The following is a 16540-nucleotide window of genomic DNA, read 5'->3' on the forward strand; positions in this document are numbered from 1 at the left end:
TCGTCAGTACTTGAGCCGGATGGATCGTTTCCAGCATGGACGTTCGGCGCGAACTTTAGGGCGTGAGGGGTTTGAGATCAACAAAAAATGTCGCGTTTTTGCACGCTTCCGTCGTGTGGTCTCGGTCACCCACTTATGTAACCGACAGGTGTGACGAATTGATGTTCCCTAGATGAGAGGATTCAGGGGAAATGGCGTCAGGCTGATCGCCGGCAAGCCGGCTCCTACATAGGCCTGTAGGAGCGGCTTGCCGGCGATTGGGTCTATCAGGCCAGCGCCGTCTCGGCCGGCGAGACGATGCTGGTCTTGGCCCCGCGAGAGCGGCCCGAACTCAGGTACGCCGCGATCGACTCCTGGGTCACCTCGCCAAGGAACACCCGCTCCGCGTCCATCACCGGCAACCACGAGCGGTTGAACTCGTACATGCGCGACAGAAGAATCCGCAGGTGTTCGTCGTAGGCGGCCGTGGCATTGAACTCCCGCAGGTACTGGGCGCAGGTCCCGGTCTGGCGGTGCAGGTCGCGACGACGTACATAGCCCAAGGCCTTGTTCTCGGCACAGGTCACCACCACGTAGCGGCGGTCGTGTTCGTCCATCAGTTCCAGGGCATCGGCCACTGGGGTTTCCGGGCTCACCGACGGTGCGTTGTCCGCAGCGTCTTCGGCCTTCACCAGCAGCAAGCGTTTGAGGGTGCTGTCCTGGCCGACGAAGTTGCTGACGAAATCATCCGCCGGGTGGGCGAGCAAGGTGTCCGGGTGGTCGATCTGCAGCAGCTTGCCGGCGCGGAAGATGGCGATCTTGTCGCCGAGCTTGATGGCCTCGTCGATGTCGTGGCTGACCATGATCACGGTCTTGTTCAGGGCCCGTTGCATCTCGAAGAATTCGTTCTGGATCATCTCGCGGTTGATCGGGTCGACCGCACCGAAGGGTTCATCCATCAGCAGCAGCGGCGCATCCGCCGCCAGGGCGCGAATCACCCCGATCCGTTGCTGCTGGCCACCGGACAGCTCCCGCGGGTAGCGGTGCAGGTACTGCTTGGGCTCCAGCTTGATCATGCTCATCAGCTCGCGGGCGCGGTCGTGGCATTTCTGCTTGTCCCAGCCGAGCAGCTTGGGCACCACCACGATGTTTTCCTCGATGGTCATGTTCGGGAACAGACCGATCTGCTGGATCACATAGCCGATGTTGCGGCGCAGGGTCACTTCGTCGAGGTCGGTGGTGTCTTCGCCGTTGATCAGGATCTTGCCCGAGGTGGGCTTGATCAGGCGGTTGATCATTTTCAGCGTGGTGCTTTTGCCGCAGCCCGAAGGGCCGAGGAATACGCAAATTTCGCCTTCATTGACGGTCAGGCTTACGGAATCAACGGCGGTGATGGTCTTGCCGTTGCTTTGGAAGGTCTTGGTCAGGTTTTGAAGTTCGATCATTTGAGCAGTCCTTTTGGAGTCAGCGTGCGTTGCAGCCATTGCAGAAGCAGGTCGGCGAAGATGGCCAGGAGACTGACCAGCACGGCGCCGACAATCAGCATCGACATGTCGCTGCGGCTGATGGAAGCAAGAATAAGTACGCCCAGGCCGCCGGCGCCGATGGTGGCGGCGATGGTCATTACGCCGATGTTCATCACCACGGCGGTGCGCACCCCGGCCAGGATCACCGGCACGGCGATCGGCAGTTCGACCATGCGCAGGCGCTGGCCAAAGGTCATGCCGATGCCCCGGGCAGCTTCACGAATGCCCGGCTCCACACCAGTGAGCGCCAGGTAGGTGTTGCGCATGATCGGCAGCAGGGAATAGAGAAACACCGCGGTGATCGCCGGCAGTGGGCCCAGGCCCTGGCCGAACTTGGAGTAGAACGGCAGCAGCAGGCCGAACAGGGCAATGGACGGGATGGTCAGCAGCACCGTGGCGCTGGCTTGCAGGGGGCCGGCCAGGGTGGGGAAGCGGGTCATCAGGATGCCCAGGGGCACGCCGAAGACAATCGCCAGGGTCACGGCGATGCCCACCAGGGTGATGTGCTGCCAGGTCAGTTGCAGCACTTGCTGCCAATCGAGATGGGAAAAGGCATTCAAGAATTCCATGACGTTTCCTCCCTCAGTTCAGTGGATGCTGGCGCAGAAAATCCGCGGCCACGGCGGACGGGCTTTGGTGGTCGACATCGACCCGGGCATTGAGCTGGCGCATGGTCTCGTCGTCGAACAATTCGGCCAGGGGCTTGAGGTCGGCGGCCAGTTGCGGGTGGGCGTCGAGGAAGGCCTGGCGGATCACCGGCGCAGCGGTGTAGTCCGGGAAATAGTGCAAGTCGTCTTCCAGCAGCTTCAGCTTGAAGGCGTTGAGGCGCCCGTCGGTGGTGTAGACCAGGCCGGCGAACACCTGGCCATTACGCAGGGCGGTGTAGACCAGGCCGGCATCCATCTGGCGGATGTTGTTGCGGGTCAGGTTCATGCCATACAGCTTGACCATGCCCTCCAGGCCGTCGGAGCGGTTGGCGAACTCGGTGTCCAGGGCCACCAAGTGGTTGTCCTTGGATTCGGCGTCCAGGACTTTTTTCAGGTCGCTGACGCTGTTGATCTGCGGGTACGCCTGGGCGACTTTTTCCGGCAGGGCCAGGGCGTAGGTGTTGCTGAATTTCGACGGCGTCAGCCAGACCAGCCCTTGCTTGGCATCGAGCTCTTTGACCCGGGCATAGGATTGCTCGCTGTCGAGCTTTTCCGTGACGTGGTTGTAGGCCACCAGGGACACCCCGGTGTATTCCCAGAGCAGGTCCAACTGCCCGCTTTCATGGGCGCTGCGGGCCAGGTTGCTGCCCAGGCCGCCGGTGATGCGGGTGTCGTAGCCTTTGCTGCGCAGGTATTGGGAGGTGATTTCAGCCAGCAGGGTCTGTTCGGTGAATACCCGGGCGCCAATGCGCACCAGGGGTTTTTCAGCGGCTTGGGCGGCTCCGGCCAGCAGCAGGACGCAGCCCATGATCATCGCTAATGTCTTCATATCGATTCCTTTGCTCAGTCCAGGCTCAAGAGGCGCGCAGGCCACGTTCCAGCCAGAGGCGGCTGGCCAGGGTCACCAGGCCATCCAGGAGCAAGGCCAGCAGGGCGGTGCAGGCCGCGCCGAGCAGCAGTTGCGGCTGATTGTTCAGGGCGATGCCTGGGAAGATCAGGCTGCCCAGGCTGTTGGCGCCGATCAGGAACGCCAGGGGCGCGGTGCCGACGTTGATCGCCAGGGCGACGCGGACCCCACCGATGATGATCGGCACGGCGTTGGGCAACTCGACTTTCCACAGCACTTGGCGCGGGGTCATGCCGATGCCGACGGCGGCTTCCTTGAGGGAGCCCTGGACGTTTTTCAGGCCTTCGTAGGTGTTGCGCACGATGGGCAACAAGGAGGCGAGGAACAGGGCGAAGATGGCCGGGCCAGCGCCGATGCCGAGAATCCCCAGGGCGATGGCCAGCACGGCCAGGGGGGGAATGGTGTTGCCGATGTTGAAGATCTGCATGAAGCGCTCGGCCCGCCCGACCATGTTCGGTCGGCTGAGGAAGATGCCGGCGGGGATCCCCACCACCAGGGCGGCGAACATTGAAGCGAGTACCAGGTACAGATGGGCTTGCAGGTAGAACAACAGATCGTCGCGGTAGTGTTCGATCGTATTGATGCCGATCCAATGGACCAGCAGGGCCAGGAGGGCGATTACCGCCACGCCTCCTATCAGCCCTTTGCCATAGCGAATAGCCACAGGCGGACTCCTTTATATCGGGCGGCGCGCACTTTCCCGTGTGACAAGGCCATGCCTGGCTGCCGGAAAAATGAGCGCGAGAAGCAGCCCGTGGCGGCCGGCTAAGCGGCGTGTACACGGGCCATAAGCGCGGCTCGACGAGGCTAAGTGGCTGATATTCCAGCCGCCTGGCGCCGAGCCGTAACAGGGGAGTGGACGCCCCGGCGTTTCAAAAGGTTCCCTCAATGACAGTATTTAGCCATCGTCCGAGTGCTCAACGGTTCGGTTCTGGGTTCAATTTGGGCTATAATCTGCGCCCTTTTTTTGAATCACCTGCCAGGCGATTTCCCATGACCAAACAGGCCGCCGAAGTCGCGAAACGCCGCACTTTCGCCATTATTTCCCACCCGGATGCGGGTAAGACCACCATCACCGAGAAGCTCTTGCTGATGGGTAAGGCTATTTCTGTGGCGGGTACGGTGAAGTCCCGTAAATCCGATCGCCATGCCACCTCCGACTGGATGGAGATGGAGAAGCAGCGGGGTATCTCGATTACCACGTCGGTCATGCAGTTCCCCTATCGCGAACACATGATCAACCTGCTGGACACTCCGGGCCACGAAGACTTCTCGGAAGACACCTATCGCACCCTGACCGCCGTGGACTCGGCGCTGATGGTGCTCGACGGCGGTAAGGGCGTTGAGCCACGGACCATCGCCCTGATGGACGTTTGCCGTCTGCGGGACACGCCGATCGTCAGCTTCATCAACAAACTCGACCGCGATATCCGCGACCCGATCGAACTGCTCGACGAAATCGAAGCGGTATTGAAGATCAAGGCGGCGCCGATCACCTGGCCGATCGGCTGCTACCGCGACTTCAAAGGGGTCTACCACCTCTCGGGCGACTACATCATTGTCTACACCGCCGGTCATGGTCATGAGCGGACCGAGGTGAAGATCATCGAGAAGCTCGACTCCGACGAAGCCCGCGCCCACCTGGGTGACGAGTACGAGCGCTTTATCGAGCAACTGGAACTGGTGCAGGGCGCCTGTCACGAATTCAATCAACAGGAATTCATGGACGGCCAACTGACCCCGGTGTTCTTCGGTACTGCCCTGGGCAACTTCGGTGTGGACCACGTGCTGGATGCCGTTGTGGACTGGGCGCCGCTGCCGCTGCCCCGCGTGGCCAACGAGCGCACCGTGGAGCCCGAGGAAGAGAAGTTCTCGGGTTTTGTGTTCAAGATCCAGGCGAACATGGACCCCAAGCACCGCGACCGCATTGCCTTTATGCGCATCTGTTCGGGCAAGTACGACAAGGGCATGAAAATGCGCCACGTACGCACCGGCAAGGACGTGCGCATCGGTGACGCCCTGACGTTCTTCTCTTCCGAGCGTGAACAGCTGGAAGAGGCGTACGCCGGCGACATCATCGGCCTGCACAACCACGGCACCATCCAGATCGGCGACACCTTCACCGAAGGCGAAACCCTGGGTTTCACCGGCATCCCGCACTTCGCCCCGGAACTGTTCCGCCGTGTACGCCTGAAGGACCCGCTGAAATCCAAGCAACTGCGCCAGGGCCTGCAACAGCTGGCCGAAGAGGGGGCGACCCAAGTGTTCTTCCCCGAGCGCAGCAACGACATCATTCTCGGCGCCGTCGGTGTGCTGCAGTTCGATGTGGTGGCCAGCCGCTTGAAAGAGGAATACAAGGTCGAGTGCTCCTACGAGCCGATCACCGTGTACTCCGCGCGCTGGATCGAGTGCAGCGATAAGAAGAAGCTGGAAGAGTTTTCCAACAAGGCTGTGGAAAACCTCGCGTTGGACGGCGGCGGTCACCTGACCTACCTGGCCCCGACCCGGGTCAACCTGGCACTGATGGAAGAGCGCTGGCCGGACGTGAAATTCCGTGCCACCCGCGAACACCACTAAGCGGTCCCGCAACACCCAAAACCCCGCCGTGCGAACGGCGGGGTTTTTTATTGCCCATCGCCGGCAAGCCGAACCGCGCCCTGTGTAGGCGCTGGCTTGCCAGTGGTCACGCCAGATCACGCTCCACAAAAACCGAGCCCCAGCCCGGATTTTGCAGCGCGCCCATCGCCGGCAAGCCGGCTCCCACAGGGCGTCGCGAGGTTAGGCGACGAATTGCTCGGCGTAATGGCAGGCCACTTGGCGGTGGTCCAGGGAACGCAAGGCCGGTTCTTCGGTGCTGCAACGTTCTGTCGCATAGGGGCAGCGTTTGTGGAAGGCGCAGCCGGACGGCGGATTCAGCGGGTTGGGCAGTTCGCCGACGATCTTGATCTTCGGCTTGTCCGGGTCTGGGTGGATGGTCGGCGTGGCCGACAGCAGCGCCTGGGTATAGGGATGCAGCGGACGGCTGTAGATGTCTTCCTTGGGCCCCATTTCCACCGGGCGCCCGAGGTACATCACCATCACGTGGTCGGCCACGTGACGCACCACTGCCAGGTTGTGGGAGATGAACACGTAGGCGGTGTTGAACTCCTGCTGCAGGTCCATGAACAGGTTGAGCACCTGGGCCTGGATCGACACGTCCAGGGCCGAGGTCGGCTCATCCGCCACCAGCACTTTGGGTTGCAGCATCATGGCCCGGGCCAGGGCGATGCGCTGGCGCTGCCCGCCGGAAAACATGTGCGGGTAGCGCTGGTAATGCTCAGGGCGCAGGCCCACCTGTTTCATCATCGCCTGGACCCTTTCCCGGCGTTCAGCCGCCGACAACGAGGTGTTGATCAGCAGCGGCTCGGCCAACTGGTCGCCAATCTTCTGCCGGGGATTGAGGGAGGCATAGGGGCTCTGGAACACCATCTGCACGTCTTTGCGCAGTTGCTTGCGCTGGGCCTTGTTGGCCCCTGCCACTTCCTGGCCGGCAATTTTCAGGGAGCCGGAAGACGGCTCCTCGATCAGCGTCAGGGCCCGGGCCAGGGTGGATTTGCCGCAGCCGGACTCGCCGACCACGGCCAGGGTCTTGCCGGCCTCCAGTTCGAACGACACACCGTTGAGGGCGCGCACCAGGGCGGTGCCCTTGAACAGGCCACGGGAGACTTCGTAATGCCGGGTCAGGTCGCGGGCAGTAAGAACGACGGCCATTACGCCACCTCCTGGTTCAGCGGGTAGAAGCAGCGCACCAGGCTGGCGGCTTGCGGGTCGAGGCTTGGGCGTTGGCTGCGGCAGTTGTCCTGCACATAGGGGCAGCGGGGTGACAGCAGGCAACCCTGGGGCCGGTCGTAACGGCCGGGAACGATGCCCGGCAGTGTGGAGAGGCGCGCCGCGCCCAGGCTGTGTTCCGGAATCGCCGCCAGCAGCGCCTCGCTGTAGGGGTGGGCGGGAATCTCGAACAGCTGCGGCACCTGGCCGACTTCCACGGCTTGCCCGGCGTACATCACGCAGACTCGCTGGGCGGTTTCCGCCACGACGGCGAGGTCGTGGGTGATCAGCACCAGGCCCATGTTCTGCTCCTGTTGCAGGTTGAGCAGCAGCTCCATGATCTGTGCCTGAATGGTCACGTCCAGGGCGGTGGTGGGTTCATCGGCGATCAGCAGTTTCGGCTCGCCGGCAATCGCCATGGCAATCGCCACGCGCTGGCTCATGCCGCCGGACAGTTGGTGCGGGTAGGCGTCCATGCGGCTGGCGGCGCCGGGGATCTCGACTTTTTCCAGCAGTTCGATGGCTCGCTTGCGGGCGGCCTTGCTCGACATCTTCAGGTGCAGGCGCAGCACCTCCTCGATCTGGAAGCCCACGGTGTAGCTTGGGTTCAGTGCGGTCATCGGGTCCTGGAAAACCATCGCCAGGTCCTTGCCGACGATCTGCCGACGCTGCCGGGCACTGAGCTTGAGCATGTCCTTGCCGTCGAAGTTGAGGGCATCGGCGGTGACGATGCCGGGGTGCTCGATCAGGCCCATCAGCGCCATCATGGTCACGGATTTACCGGAGCCGGACTCGCCGACGATCGCCAGCACTTCACCCTTGTCCACCTTCAGGTCCAGGCCATCGACCACAGGCACGGCCTTGGCATCCCCGAAGCGCACATTGAGATTCTTGATTTCTAGCAGTGACATGGGAATCTCCTCAGGCGGCGTTCTTGAGTTTCGGGTCCAGCGCATCGCGCAGGCCGTCGCCCATCAGGTTGATTGCCAGCACGCTGAGCAAAATGGTGAGTCCGGGCAGGCTCACGACCCACCAGGCGCGTTCGATGTAGTCCCGGGCCGAGGCCAGCATGGTGCCCCACTCGGGCGTTGGCGGTTGCACGCCCAGGCCGAGGAAGCCCAGGGCGGCGGCATCGAGAATCGCCGAGGAGAAACTCAAGGTGGCCTGGACGATCAGCGGCGCCATGCAGTTGGGCAGCACAGTGATGAACATCAGGCGTGGCAGGCTGGCACCGGCCAGGCGGGCGGCCGTCACGTAGTCGCGGTTGATCTCGCCCATCACTGCGGCGCGGGTCAGGCGCACGTAGGACGGCAAAGAAACCACGGCAATGGCGATCACGGTGTTGATCAGGCCTGGGCCGAGGATGGCGACAATCGCCACGGCCAGCAGCAGGGACGGCAGGGCCAGCATGATGTCCATCAAGCGCATGATGGTCGGGCCCAGCAGCCGCGGGAAGAACCCGGCGAACAGGCCGAGGAGGATCCCCGGGATCAGCGACATGACTACCGACGACAAGCCGATCAGCAGCGACAGGCGTGAACCCTGGATCAGCCGTGACAGCAGGTCGCGGCCCAGTTCATCGGTGCCTAGCAGGAACTGCATCTGCCCGCCTTCGAGCCAGGCCGGCGGCGTCAGCAGGAAGTCGCGGTATTGCTCGCTGGGGTCATGGGGCGATACCCAGGGCGCGAAAATCGCGCAAAAAATCACCAGCAACATAAACAGCAGGCCGGCCACGGCGCCCTTGTTACGGGAAAACGCATGCCAGAATTCTTTGTAAACCGAGGGGTAGAGCAGGCTTTGATCGACTGCTACCGAAGGCGTGGGTGTGCTCATGGTCTTGATCTCAGCGCTGATGACGGATGCGTGGGTTGGCAAAGCCGTAGAGGATGTCCACCACGAAGTTGACCAGGATCACCAGGCAGGCGATCAGCAGGATGCCGTTCTGTACCACCGGGTAATCCCGGGCGCCGATGGCTTCGATCAGCCATTTGCCGATGCCGGGCCAGGAGAAGATGGTTTCGGTCAGCACGGCGCCGGCCAGCAGGGTGCCGACTTGCAGGCCGACCACCGTCAGCACCGGAATCAGCGCGTTGCGCAGGCCGTGGACGAACACCACCCGGGCCGGCGACATGCCTTTGGCGCGGGCGGTGCGGATGTAGTCTTCACGCAGCACTTCGAGCATCGACGAGCGGGTCATGCGGGCGATCACCGCCAGGGGAATGGTGCCCAGGACGATGGCCGGCAGGATCAGGTGATGCAGGGCGTCGAGGAAGGCGCCGGGCTCGTCGGCGAGCAGGGTGTCGATCAGCATGAAACCGGTCTTGGGCTCGATGTCATACAGCAGGTCGATGCGCCCGGAGACAGGGGTCCAGCCCAGGCTGACGGAGAAGAACATGATCAGGATCAGGCCCCACCAGAAGATCGGCATCGAGTACCCGGTCAGGGAAATGCCCATCACCCCATGGTCGAACAGCGACCCGCGCTTCAAGGCGGCGATCACCCCGGCCAGCAGCCCGAGGATCCCGGCAAACAGCAGGGCGGCCATGGACAGTTCCAGGGTCGCGGGGAACAGCGAGGTGAACTCGCTCCACACACTGGTGCGGGTACGCAGGGATTCCCCCAGGTCGCCCTGGGCCAGCTTGCCGATGTAGTCCAGGTACTGGGCGTACAACGGCTTGTTCAGGCCAAGACGCTCCATGGCCTGGGCGTGCATCTCGGGGTCGACTCGACGCTCGCCCATCATGACTTCCACGGGGTCGCCGGGAATCATGCGAATCAGGGCAAAGGTCAGCAAAGTGATGCCGAAGAATGTGGGGATCAGCAACCCCACACGGCGGGCAATAAAACTAAACATCGTTGGGTGTACCTCATCAGCCGGTTAGGCGTGCCCGTGGTCGTTGGGGTCAACGGCAACGGGCGTTTCTTATCACTTCACTTGTGTGGTCGCGAAGTTGTTCGTGGTCAGGGGGCTCATGTGGTAGCCCTCGACGTTCTTGCGCATGGCCGTGAATAACTTCGGGTAGGCCATGGGAATCCAGGGTTGATCCTGGTCAAAAACCACCTGGGCTTGTTCATAGAGCGCAGCCCGTGCGGCCGGTTCAGTGCCCGTGCGGGCTTTGTCGATCAAGTCCTGGAACGCCTGATTGCACCAGCGGGCGTAGTTTTCGCCGTTTTTCGCCGCTTCACAACTCAGGTTAGGCGTGAGGAAGTTGTCTGGGTCGCCGTTGTCGCCGGCCCAACCGGCGGACACCATATCGTGCTCGCCATTTTTTGCACGCTTGAGCATCTCGCCCCACTCCATGACCCGGATGTCCAGCTTGAGGCCGATCTTCGCCAGGTCGGCCTGCATCATCTGTGCCCCCAGCAACGGATTGGGGTTGGTCGGCCCGCCGCCGTTACGGGTAAACAGGGTCAAGACCGTGCCGGGTGGCACCTGGGCTTGCTTGAGCAGGGCGCGGGCCTTGTTCAGGTCCCGGGGCGGGTTCTTCAGGGCGTTGTTGAAGCCTAGCAGGGTCGGCGGGTAAGGCCCGGTGCCGATCACTGCGGAGTCCGGGCCATACAGGCTGCTGATGTAGGCCTCTTTGTCGAAGGCGATGTTGATCGCCTTGCGCACCCGCACGTCACTCATGAACGGCCGGGTGGTGTTCATGGCGATGTAGCCGGTGGTCATGGCCGCCATTTCATCGACCTTGAGGTTGGGGTCGGCCTTGATGCCGGCAATGTCATCGGGCTTGGGGTAGAGGGCGATCTGGCATTCGTTGGCCTTGAGTTTCTGCATGCGCACGTTGTTGTCGGTGGTGATGGCGAAAATCAACGGGTCGGCGGGGGGCTTGCCGAGGAAATAGTCCGGGTTGGCCTTGAAGCGCACCTGGGCGTCCTTGGCGTAGCGGTTGAAGACGAAGGGGCCGGTGCCGATGGGTTTGCTGTTGAGTTCGGCGGTCTTGCCGGCCTTGAGTAACTGGTCGGCGTATTCGGCCGGGTAGATCGAGGCAAAGGCCATGGCAATGTCGGCCAGGAACGGTGCTTCGCGGCGGGTCAGGGTAAAGGCCACGGTGTGTTCGTCGACTTTTTCGACGCTTTTGAGCAGCGCCTTGAAACCCATGCTTTCGAAATACGGGTAACCCACGCTGGATTTGTCGTGCCAGGGGTGTTTGGGGTCCAGTTGGCGCTGGAAGCTCCAGACCACGTCGTCGGCATTCAGGGGGCGGCTGGGGGTGAAGTAGTCCGTGCGGTGGAACTTGACGTCCTGGCGCAGGTGGAAGGTGTAGGTCAGGCCGTCCGGGCTGATGTCCCAGGATTCGGCCAGGGATGGTTCGATGTCCGTGGTGCCGGGCTTGAAGCCCACCAGGCGGTTGAAGATGGTTTCCGACACTGCATCGCCGGTGACGGCGGTGCTGTACTGGACCATATCGAAGCCTTCCGGGCTGGCTTCGCTGCAGACCACCAGGGGCTTGGCCGACACATCGGCGGCGATGCTCAGCAATGCGGCGGCAATTGCCGTTTTCAAGGGATGCACGTTCATGGAAAACCCTCTGCCATCAATGGAAGCAGATTAGCTGCAATGGCGGGCCCGTCATGGGCCCGCCAGGCCACTGCCGCGTTAGAGAATGTTGAATGGAATGGTGGTCACCATGCGGAACTCGTTGATGCTGCCGTCAGCCTGGTTTTCGCTGGCCCGGTGGGTGGTGTAGGTGGCGCGGATCGCGGTGTCCTTCAGCGGCCCGCTCTGCACCGCGTAGGAGGCGCCGATGCCGTATTCGTAGTGGCTTTCGCCGTCCATGGTGCGCACGCCAAACACCGTGCCGTCCGCCTTGACCCCGCTGTAGGCGGTGCCTTTGTAGTGGGTCCCGTCGATGCCCCAGCCGCGAGCCTGGTAGAGGTTGAATTTCAGGCCGGGTATTCCGTATTCGGCCATGTTCAGGCCGTAGGCGATCTGCAAGGATTTCTCGTTCGGGCCGTTGAAGTCCGACAGCAGGGAGTTGGCCAGGTAGATGCCGTTGGTTTCGTGCAGGTAGTCGAAGTACTCGTTACCGGCCACTTCCTGGTAGGAGAAGGTCAGGCTGTGGGCCTGATGGGTCAGCCCCAGTGACAGCGAGAAGGTGTCGTTGTCGATCTCGCCCATGGCTTTTTTGCCGGTGTCGACGGTCTTGTAGTAGTTCAGGCCGGTGGTCAGGCTCAGCGCCGAGCTGTCGCCCAATTGGTGAGTGGCGCCGACGTAGTACTGGTTCCAGAAGTCTTCGACCTGGGTGGCGTAGAGGCTGGTTTTCAGGCTCTTGAGCGGCTGGTAGTTGAGGCCGGCGATGTTGACGTGGTCGGTTTCGATCTTGCTGTTGACGCTGTATTCGCTGCGGAATTTCGACAGGCTCTGCTCGCTGCGTGGCGACACGCGATCGAAGGTGCCGAGGTCGAACGACAGGTTGTTGAACTCTTCGCTGTGCAGGCTCACCCCTTCAAAACTCGACGGCAGCGGACGGTTGCCGATGACGTCGACAATCGGCGTGCTGAAGTTCTGGCGCCCGGCGGTCAGGGTGGTGTTGGAGATCCGCGCCTTGACGTTGGCCAGGCCCAGCTTGCTCCACTGGTCCACGGCATCGCCGTTGCTGTGGGCCAGGGTGCGGTTGGAACCGCCGGCAATGTCCTTGCGGCTGCGGTCCAGGGCAACGGCGTTGTAGGCCGCGACTTCGGTGCTCAGGCCCACGGTGCCCTGGGTAAACCCTGAGCTGTAGTTGAGGATGGTGCCCTGGACCCAGTTGATCCGCCGCGACGAGGTGCGGGTCTCGCCGTGTTTTTTATATTCGTAGCGGGCACCGCGCTGGAGAACCTCGTTGGAGTACCAGTTACGCGTGCTGCCCGACAGGCTCTGGCCGTCGATAAAACCCTGGGCCTCGGCCTGGGCATTGCTGCTGTTCAACTGGGTCGGAACGAATACCTGGCTGACGCTTTCGGCATGGGCGGCGGCGCTGAGGCTGCTGATCGCCAGGACGAGTAGCGTGCTGTGGTTCGGTTTCATGCTGTAGCTCCTTGGGTTTCTTTTTTTATCTGCCGGCCTTTTTTGCTTGAACCGGCTATGGGTGTGGAACTCATTCAGGTTGGTGCAAACGTTTGCCTATGGCGCCAAGGCCAAATCCAGGCAAAGCGCCAGCGTGAGGGCGACAAGCGCCCCCAGGGTTTTGCTTCAGGGGTTATGGGGCCAGGCTGACGCCGGAGAAGACGTTGCGGCCGAAGGGGCTGACTTTGAAACCTTCGACTTTGGCGCTCAATGGCTGGCTGACCGTGGAGTGGGCAATCGGCGTGATCGGCACTTGCTGCTTGAGCAATTGCTGGGCCTGTTGGTAAAGCAGGCTGCGTTGCTCGCGGTCGGTGATCACCTTGGCCCGTTTGATCAGTGCGTCGTAGGCCGGGTTGCACCACATCGAATAGTTGTTGCCGCCAATGGCGTCGCAGCTGTAGAGGGTGCCGAGCCAGTTATCCGGATCGCCGTTGTCACCGGTCCAGCCGATCAGGCTGATGTCGTGCTCGCCATTCTTGGTGCGCTTGATGTACTCGCCCCATTCATAGCTGACGATTTTTACCTTGAGGCCGATTTTCCCCCAGTCCGACTGCAGCATCTCGGCCATCAGCTTGGCGTTGGGGTTGTACGGACGCTGCACGGGCATGGCCCAGAGGGTGATTTCGGTGCCTTCCTTGACCCCGGCGGCCTTGAGCAGCTCACGGGCTTTTTCCGGGTTGTAGGCGGCGTCCTTGATGCTTGGATCGTAGGACCATTGGGTGGGCGGCATGGCGTTCGTCGCCAGTTGCCCGGCCCCCTGGTACACGGCGTTGAGGATGCTCGGTTTGTTCACCGCCATGTCCAGGGCCTGGCGTACTTCGAGTTGATCGAAGGGTTTGTGCCGCACGTTGTAGGCGATGTAGCCGAGGTTGAACCCGGGCTTTTCGATCAGTTGCAGTTTCGGGTCGTTTTTCAGCGCCTCGATGTCGGCGGGGCGCGGGTGCAGGGTGACCTGGCACTCGCCGGCCTTGAGCTTTTGCACCCGCACCGAGGGGTCGGTGTTGATGGCGAAGATCAGGTTGTCGAGCTTGACCCGGCTTGGGTCCCAGTAGTGTTTGTTGGCGGTGTAACGGATTTGCGCGTCTTTCTGGTAACGCTGGAACACGAACGGCCCGGTGCCGATGGGCTTCTGGTTGATCTCACTGGGCTTACCGGCCTTGAGCAGTTGCTCGGCGTACTCGGCGGAGAGGATGGCGGCGAAACTCATGGCGATGTTCTGGATAAAGGCGGCGTCCACCGAGTTCAGGGTCATGACCACGGTCATGGGCCCGGTCTTCTCGACCTTGGCGATGTTCTTGTTCAGGCTCATGCCGTTGAAGTAGGGAAACTCGGTCGGGTAGGCCCGGCGGAAGGGCTGCTCGGGGTCGAGCATGCGGTTGAAGGTGAACAGCACGTCATCGGCGTTGAAGTCGCGGCTGGGGGTGAAATACGCGGTGCTGTGGAACTTCACTCCTTCGCGCAGGTGAAAGGTGTAGGTCAGGCCGTCATCGGAAATATCCCAGCGTGTGGCGAGGCCGGGGACCACCTGGGTGGCGCCTTTTTCAAATTCGGCCAGGCGGTTGTACAGCGGCTCGGCCGCGTCGTTGTCGGTGGCGGTGGTGTATTGCGCGGTGTCGAAGCCGGCCGGGCTGCCTTCGGAACAAAACACCAGGCTATTGGGCGCGGCCTGGGCGGCGCCGGCGAGCAGGCTGCTGCCCAGCACTGCGGATAAAACCAAGAAATGACGCATCACGGTCCTGCTCCTTTCTCGTGTGTTGAGCCATGGGGGTTCGCTCCCTCCAGGGAGCGACAACTGCCCATGGCTTCCAAGCCATTGATTGTCGCAAGTGCCAGACCGCGGATGCAGGACTGCCAGGCCATGACGGTAGAGACCGTTGAGCGCGGAGTAAATGCATGGAGCCTGAAAGGCTTGTAGGAAACGCCTGAATATTCAGCTGCAACCCCGTTGCCGGAGATGCGCTGATGTCGGTCGTGCCCTTGAGCCTGGCGAACAGCACCGCGACGACGTCAGATGACGCCGTCGCGGCCGGATCCTACTTGCTGACGCTGACGCCGTAGAAGGAATTCAAGCCAAAGGGGCTGATCTTGAAGTCCTGCACGGTGTTGCGCATGGGTTGATACACCGTCGAGTGAGCGATGGGGGTCAGGGGGACCTGTTCCTTGAGGAGGTGTTGCGCCTGCTTGTACAACTCGGTGCGCTTGGCCTGGTCCGGCGTGGCCTTGGCGGCCTTGATCAACTTGTCGTAGTCGGCGTTGCACCACTTGGAGAAGTTGTTGCCGTTCATGGCGTCGCAACCGAACAGGGTGCCCAGCCAGTTGTCGGGGTCACCGTTGTCGCCGCTCCAGCCAATCAGCATGGCGCCGTTTTCACCGGCCTTGGAACGCTTGATGTACTCGCCCCATTCGTAGCTGACGATCTTGGCCTTGATGCCGATTTTGGCCCAGTCGGACTGGATCATTTCGGCCATCAGCTTGGCGTTGGGGTTGTAGGGGCGCTGGACCGGCATGGCCCACAGGGTGATTTCGGTGCCTTCCTTGATGCCGGCTTCCTTGAGCAGGGCCTTGGCTTTTTCGGGGTCGTAGGGCACGTCCTTGATGCTGGTGTCGTAGGACCATTGGGTCGGCGGCATGGCGTTGACCGCCAGTTGCCCGGCGCCCTGGTAAACGGCCTCGATGATCTGCGGCTTGTTCACCGCCATGTCCAGGGCCTGGCGGACTTTGAGCTGGGCCATGGGGTTGGGCTGGTCGCTGCCCTTGATCTTGTCCATCACGTTGTAGGCGATGTAGCCGAGGTTGAAACCGGCCTGGTCAGGCATCTTCAGGTTGCTGTCTTCCTTGAGCGGCTTGATGTCCGCCGGGCGTGGATAGACGGTGACCTGGCATTCGTTTTTCTTCAGCTTCTGCATGCGCACCGAGGCGTCGGTGGTGATGGCGAAGATCAGGTTGTCGATCTTCACGTCATCGGGCTTCCAGTAGTCCTTGTTGCCGCTGAAGCGGATGTTGGAGTCTTTCTGGTAGCTCTTGAACACGAACGGGCCGGTGCCGATCGGCTTCTGGTTGAGGTCGGCAGGCTTGCCTTCCTTGAGCAGTTGCGCGGCGTATTCGGCGGACTGGATCGAGGCGAAGCTCATGGCGATGTTCTGGATAAAGGCCGCGTCCACGGTTTTCAGGTGGAACTTGACGGTCTTGCCGTCGATTTTCTCGACCTGGGTGATGTTGCTGTCCATGCCCATGTCGGTGAAGTACGGGAACTCGGTGGGGTAGGCCTTACGGAACGGCATGTCTTTGTCGAGCATGCGGTTGAAGGTGAACAGCACGTCGTCGGCGTTGAATTCACGGCTCGGCTTGAAGTACGGGGTGGTGTGGAATTTCACGCCGTCGCGCAGGTGGAAGGTGTAGGTCAGGCCGTCATCGGAGATGTCCCAACTGGTCGCCAGACCGGGGATGACGTTGGTGGCGCCGCGCTGGAATTCCGCCAGCCGGTTGTAGACCGTTTCAGCGGCCGCGTCGAAGTCAGTGCCGGTGGTGTACTGGCCAGGGTCGAAACCGGCGGGGCTGCCCTCGGAGCAGTACACCAGGTTGCCCGCTGCGTGGGCGAAGGGTGCGCTGGCAAGCAAGCCGGCGC

At 62.0% G+C, this 16540-nt stretch carries 13 protein-coding genes; 1 reads left to right on the plus strand and 12 read right to left on the minus strand.

Annotated elements, in window-relative coordinates; all coding sequences use genetic code 11:
* Window positions 1-266: 266 nt before the first annotated feature.
* The 4 genes from M1B35_RS30320 to M1B35_RS30335 are packed head-to-tail and all read right to left on the minus strand — an operon-like array spanning window position 267 to window position 3723.
* Window positions 267-1424 carry an osmoprotectant ABC transporter ATP-binding protein OsmV gene (locus M1B35_RS30320; RefSeq protein WP_123337263.1) on the minus strand — a complete coding sequence of 386 codons (1158 nt, stop codon included), beginning with the start codon at window positions 1422-1424 and terminating at the stop codon, window positions 267-269.
* On the minus strand, window positions 1421-2074 hold the full coding sequence (locus tag M1B35_RS30325; RefSeq protein WP_123337261.1) for an ABC transporter permease: 654 nt from the start codon (window positions 2072-2074) through the stop codon (window positions 1421-1423). The genes M1B35_RS30320 and M1B35_RS30325 overlap by 4 nt, the downstream gene beginning before the upstream one ends.
* A 13-nt stretch (window positions 2075-2087) precedes the next feature.
* A complete protein-coding gene (locus M1B35_RS30330) occupies window positions 2088-2981 on the minus strand; it encodes a glycine betaine ABC transporter substrate-binding protein (RefSeq protein ID WP_123337259.1) in 894 nt (297 codons plus the stop codon).
* Between the two features lie 25 nt (window positions 2982-3006).
* Window positions 3007-3723: an ABC transporter permease gene (locus M1B35_RS30335; protein ID WP_268263892.1), complete on the minus strand. Its 717-nt coding sequence runs from the start codon at window positions 3721-3723 to the stop codon at window positions 3007-3009.
* Window positions 3724-4052: 329 nt separating this feature from the next.
* Here M1B35_RS30335 and M1B35_RS30340 point away from each other — a divergent pair, with 329 nt between their 5' ends.
* The gene (locus M1B35_RS30340) at window positions 4053-5636 is read left to right on the plus strand and encodes a peptide chain release factor 3 (RefSeq protein WP_268263893.1); all 1584 of its coding nucleotides are present in this window, start codon (window positions 4053-4055) and stop codon (window positions 5634-5636) included.
* Window positions 5637-5837: 201 nt separating this feature from the next.
* Here M1B35_RS30340 and M1B35_RS30345 read toward each other — a convergent pair whose 3' ends face one another.
* The 8 genes from M1B35_RS30345 to M1B35_RS30380 all read right to left on the minus strand — a co-directional run.
* The gene (locus tag M1B35_RS30345) at window positions 5838-6809 is read right to left on the minus strand and encodes a peptide ABC transporter ATP-binding protein (RefSeq protein ID WP_123337253.1); all 972 of its coding nucleotides are present in this window, start codon (window positions 6807-6809) and stop codon (window positions 5838-5840) included.
* Window positions 6809-7777, minus strand: coding sequence for an ABC transporter ATP-binding protein (locus tag M1B35_RS30350; protein WP_268263894.1), 969 nt, complete (start codon window positions 7775-7777; stop codon window positions 6809-6811). Before M1B35_RS30350 ends, M1B35_RS30345 begins: the two co-directional genes overlap by 1 nt.
* Before the next feature lie 10 nt (window positions 7778-7787).
* Entirely contained in the window at window positions 7788-8699 is a 912-nt protein-coding gene (locus M1B35_RS30355) for an ABC transporter permease subunit (RefSeq protein WP_268263895.1), read from the minus strand.
* 10 nt (window positions 8700-8709) lie between these two features.
* Window positions 8710-9720 carry an ABC transporter permease subunit gene (locus M1B35_RS30360; protein ID WP_123337247.1) on the minus strand — a complete coding sequence of 337 codons (1011 nt, stop codon included), beginning with the start codon at window positions 9718-9720 and terminating at the stop codon, window positions 8710-8712.
* Between the two features lie 72 nt (window positions 9721-9792).
* On the minus strand, window positions 9793-11388 hold the full coding sequence (locus tag M1B35_RS30365; protein WP_268263896.1) for an ABC transporter substrate-binding protein: 1596 nt from the start codon (window positions 11386-11388) through the stop codon (window positions 9793-9795).
* 78 nt (window positions 11389-11466) lie between these two features.
* Window positions 11467-12876, minus strand: a complete 1410-nt coding sequence (locus tag M1B35_RS30370) for an OprD family porin (protein WP_268263897.1) — start codon at window positions 12874-12876, stop codon at window positions 11467-11469.
* Window positions 12877-13048: 172 nt separating this feature from the next.
* Window positions 13049-14644, minus strand: a complete 1596-nt coding sequence (locus M1B35_RS30375) for an ABC transporter substrate-binding protein (RefSeq protein WP_268263898.1) — start codon at window positions 14642-14644, stop codon at window positions 13049-13051.
* 304 nt (window positions 14645-14948) lie between these two features.
* A partial coding sequence (locus M1B35_RS30380) for an ABC transporter substrate-binding protein (protein ID WP_268263899.1) occupies window positions 14949-16540 on the minus strand: 1592 nt, incomplete at its 5' end.

The organism is Pseudomonas morbosilactucae, from assembly GCF_023241665.1.
GTDB classification, from domain to species: domain Bacteria; phylum Pseudomonadota; class Gammaproteobacteria; order Pseudomonadales; family Pseudomonadaceae; genus Aquipseudomonas; species Aquipseudomonas morbosilactucae.

What these genes read in the sequence shown, in the direction of transcription:
- M1B35_RS30320 (WP_123337263.1), bottom strand. Translation starts at nt 1,424, where the DNA reads ATGATCGAACTTCAAAACCTGACCAAGACCTTCCAAAGCAACGGCAAG.
- M1B35_RS30325 (WP_123337261.1), bottom strand. Translation starts at nt 2,074, where the DNA reads ATGGAATTCTTGAATGCCTTTTCCCATCTCGATTGGCAGCAAGTGCTG.
- M1B35_RS30330 (WP_123337259.1), bottom strand. Translation starts at nt 2,981, where the DNA reads ATGAAGACATTAGCGATGATCATGGGCTGCGTCCTGCTGCTGGCCGGA.
- M1B35_RS30340 (WP_268263893.1), top strand. Translation starts at nt 4,053, where the DNA reads ATGACCAAACAGGCCGCCGAAGTCGCGAAACGCCGCACTTTCGCCATT.
- M1B35_RS30345 (WP_123337253.1), bottom strand. Translation starts at nt 6,809, where the DNA reads ATGGCCGTCGTTCTTACTGCCCGCGACCTGACCCGGCATTACGAAGTC.
- M1B35_RS30350 (WP_268263894.1), bottom strand. Translation starts at nt 7,777, where the DNA reads ATGTCACTGCTAGAAATCAAGAATCTCAATGTGCGCTTCGGGGATGCC.
- M1B35_RS30355 (WP_268263895.1), bottom strand. Translation starts at nt 8,699, where the DNA reads ATGAGCACACCCACGCCTTCGGTAGCAGTCGATCAAAGCCTGCTCTAC.
- M1B35_RS30360 (WP_123337247.1), bottom strand. Translation starts at nt 9,720, where the DNA reads ATGTTTAGTTTTATTGCCCGCCGTGTGGGGTTGCTGATCCCCACATTC.
- M1B35_RS30365 (WP_268263896.1), bottom strand. Translation starts at nt 11,388, where the DNA reads ATGAACGTGCATCCCTTGAAAACGGCAATTGCCGCCGCATTGCTGAGC.
- M1B35_RS30370 (WP_268263897.1), bottom strand. Translation starts at nt 12,876, where the DNA reads ATGAAACCGAACCACAGCACGCTACTCGTCCTGGCGATCAGCAGCCTC.
- M1B35_RS30375 (WP_268263898.1), bottom strand. Translation starts at nt 14,644, where the DNA reads ATGCGTCATTTCTTGGTTTTATCCGCAGTGCTGGGCAGCAGCCTGCTC.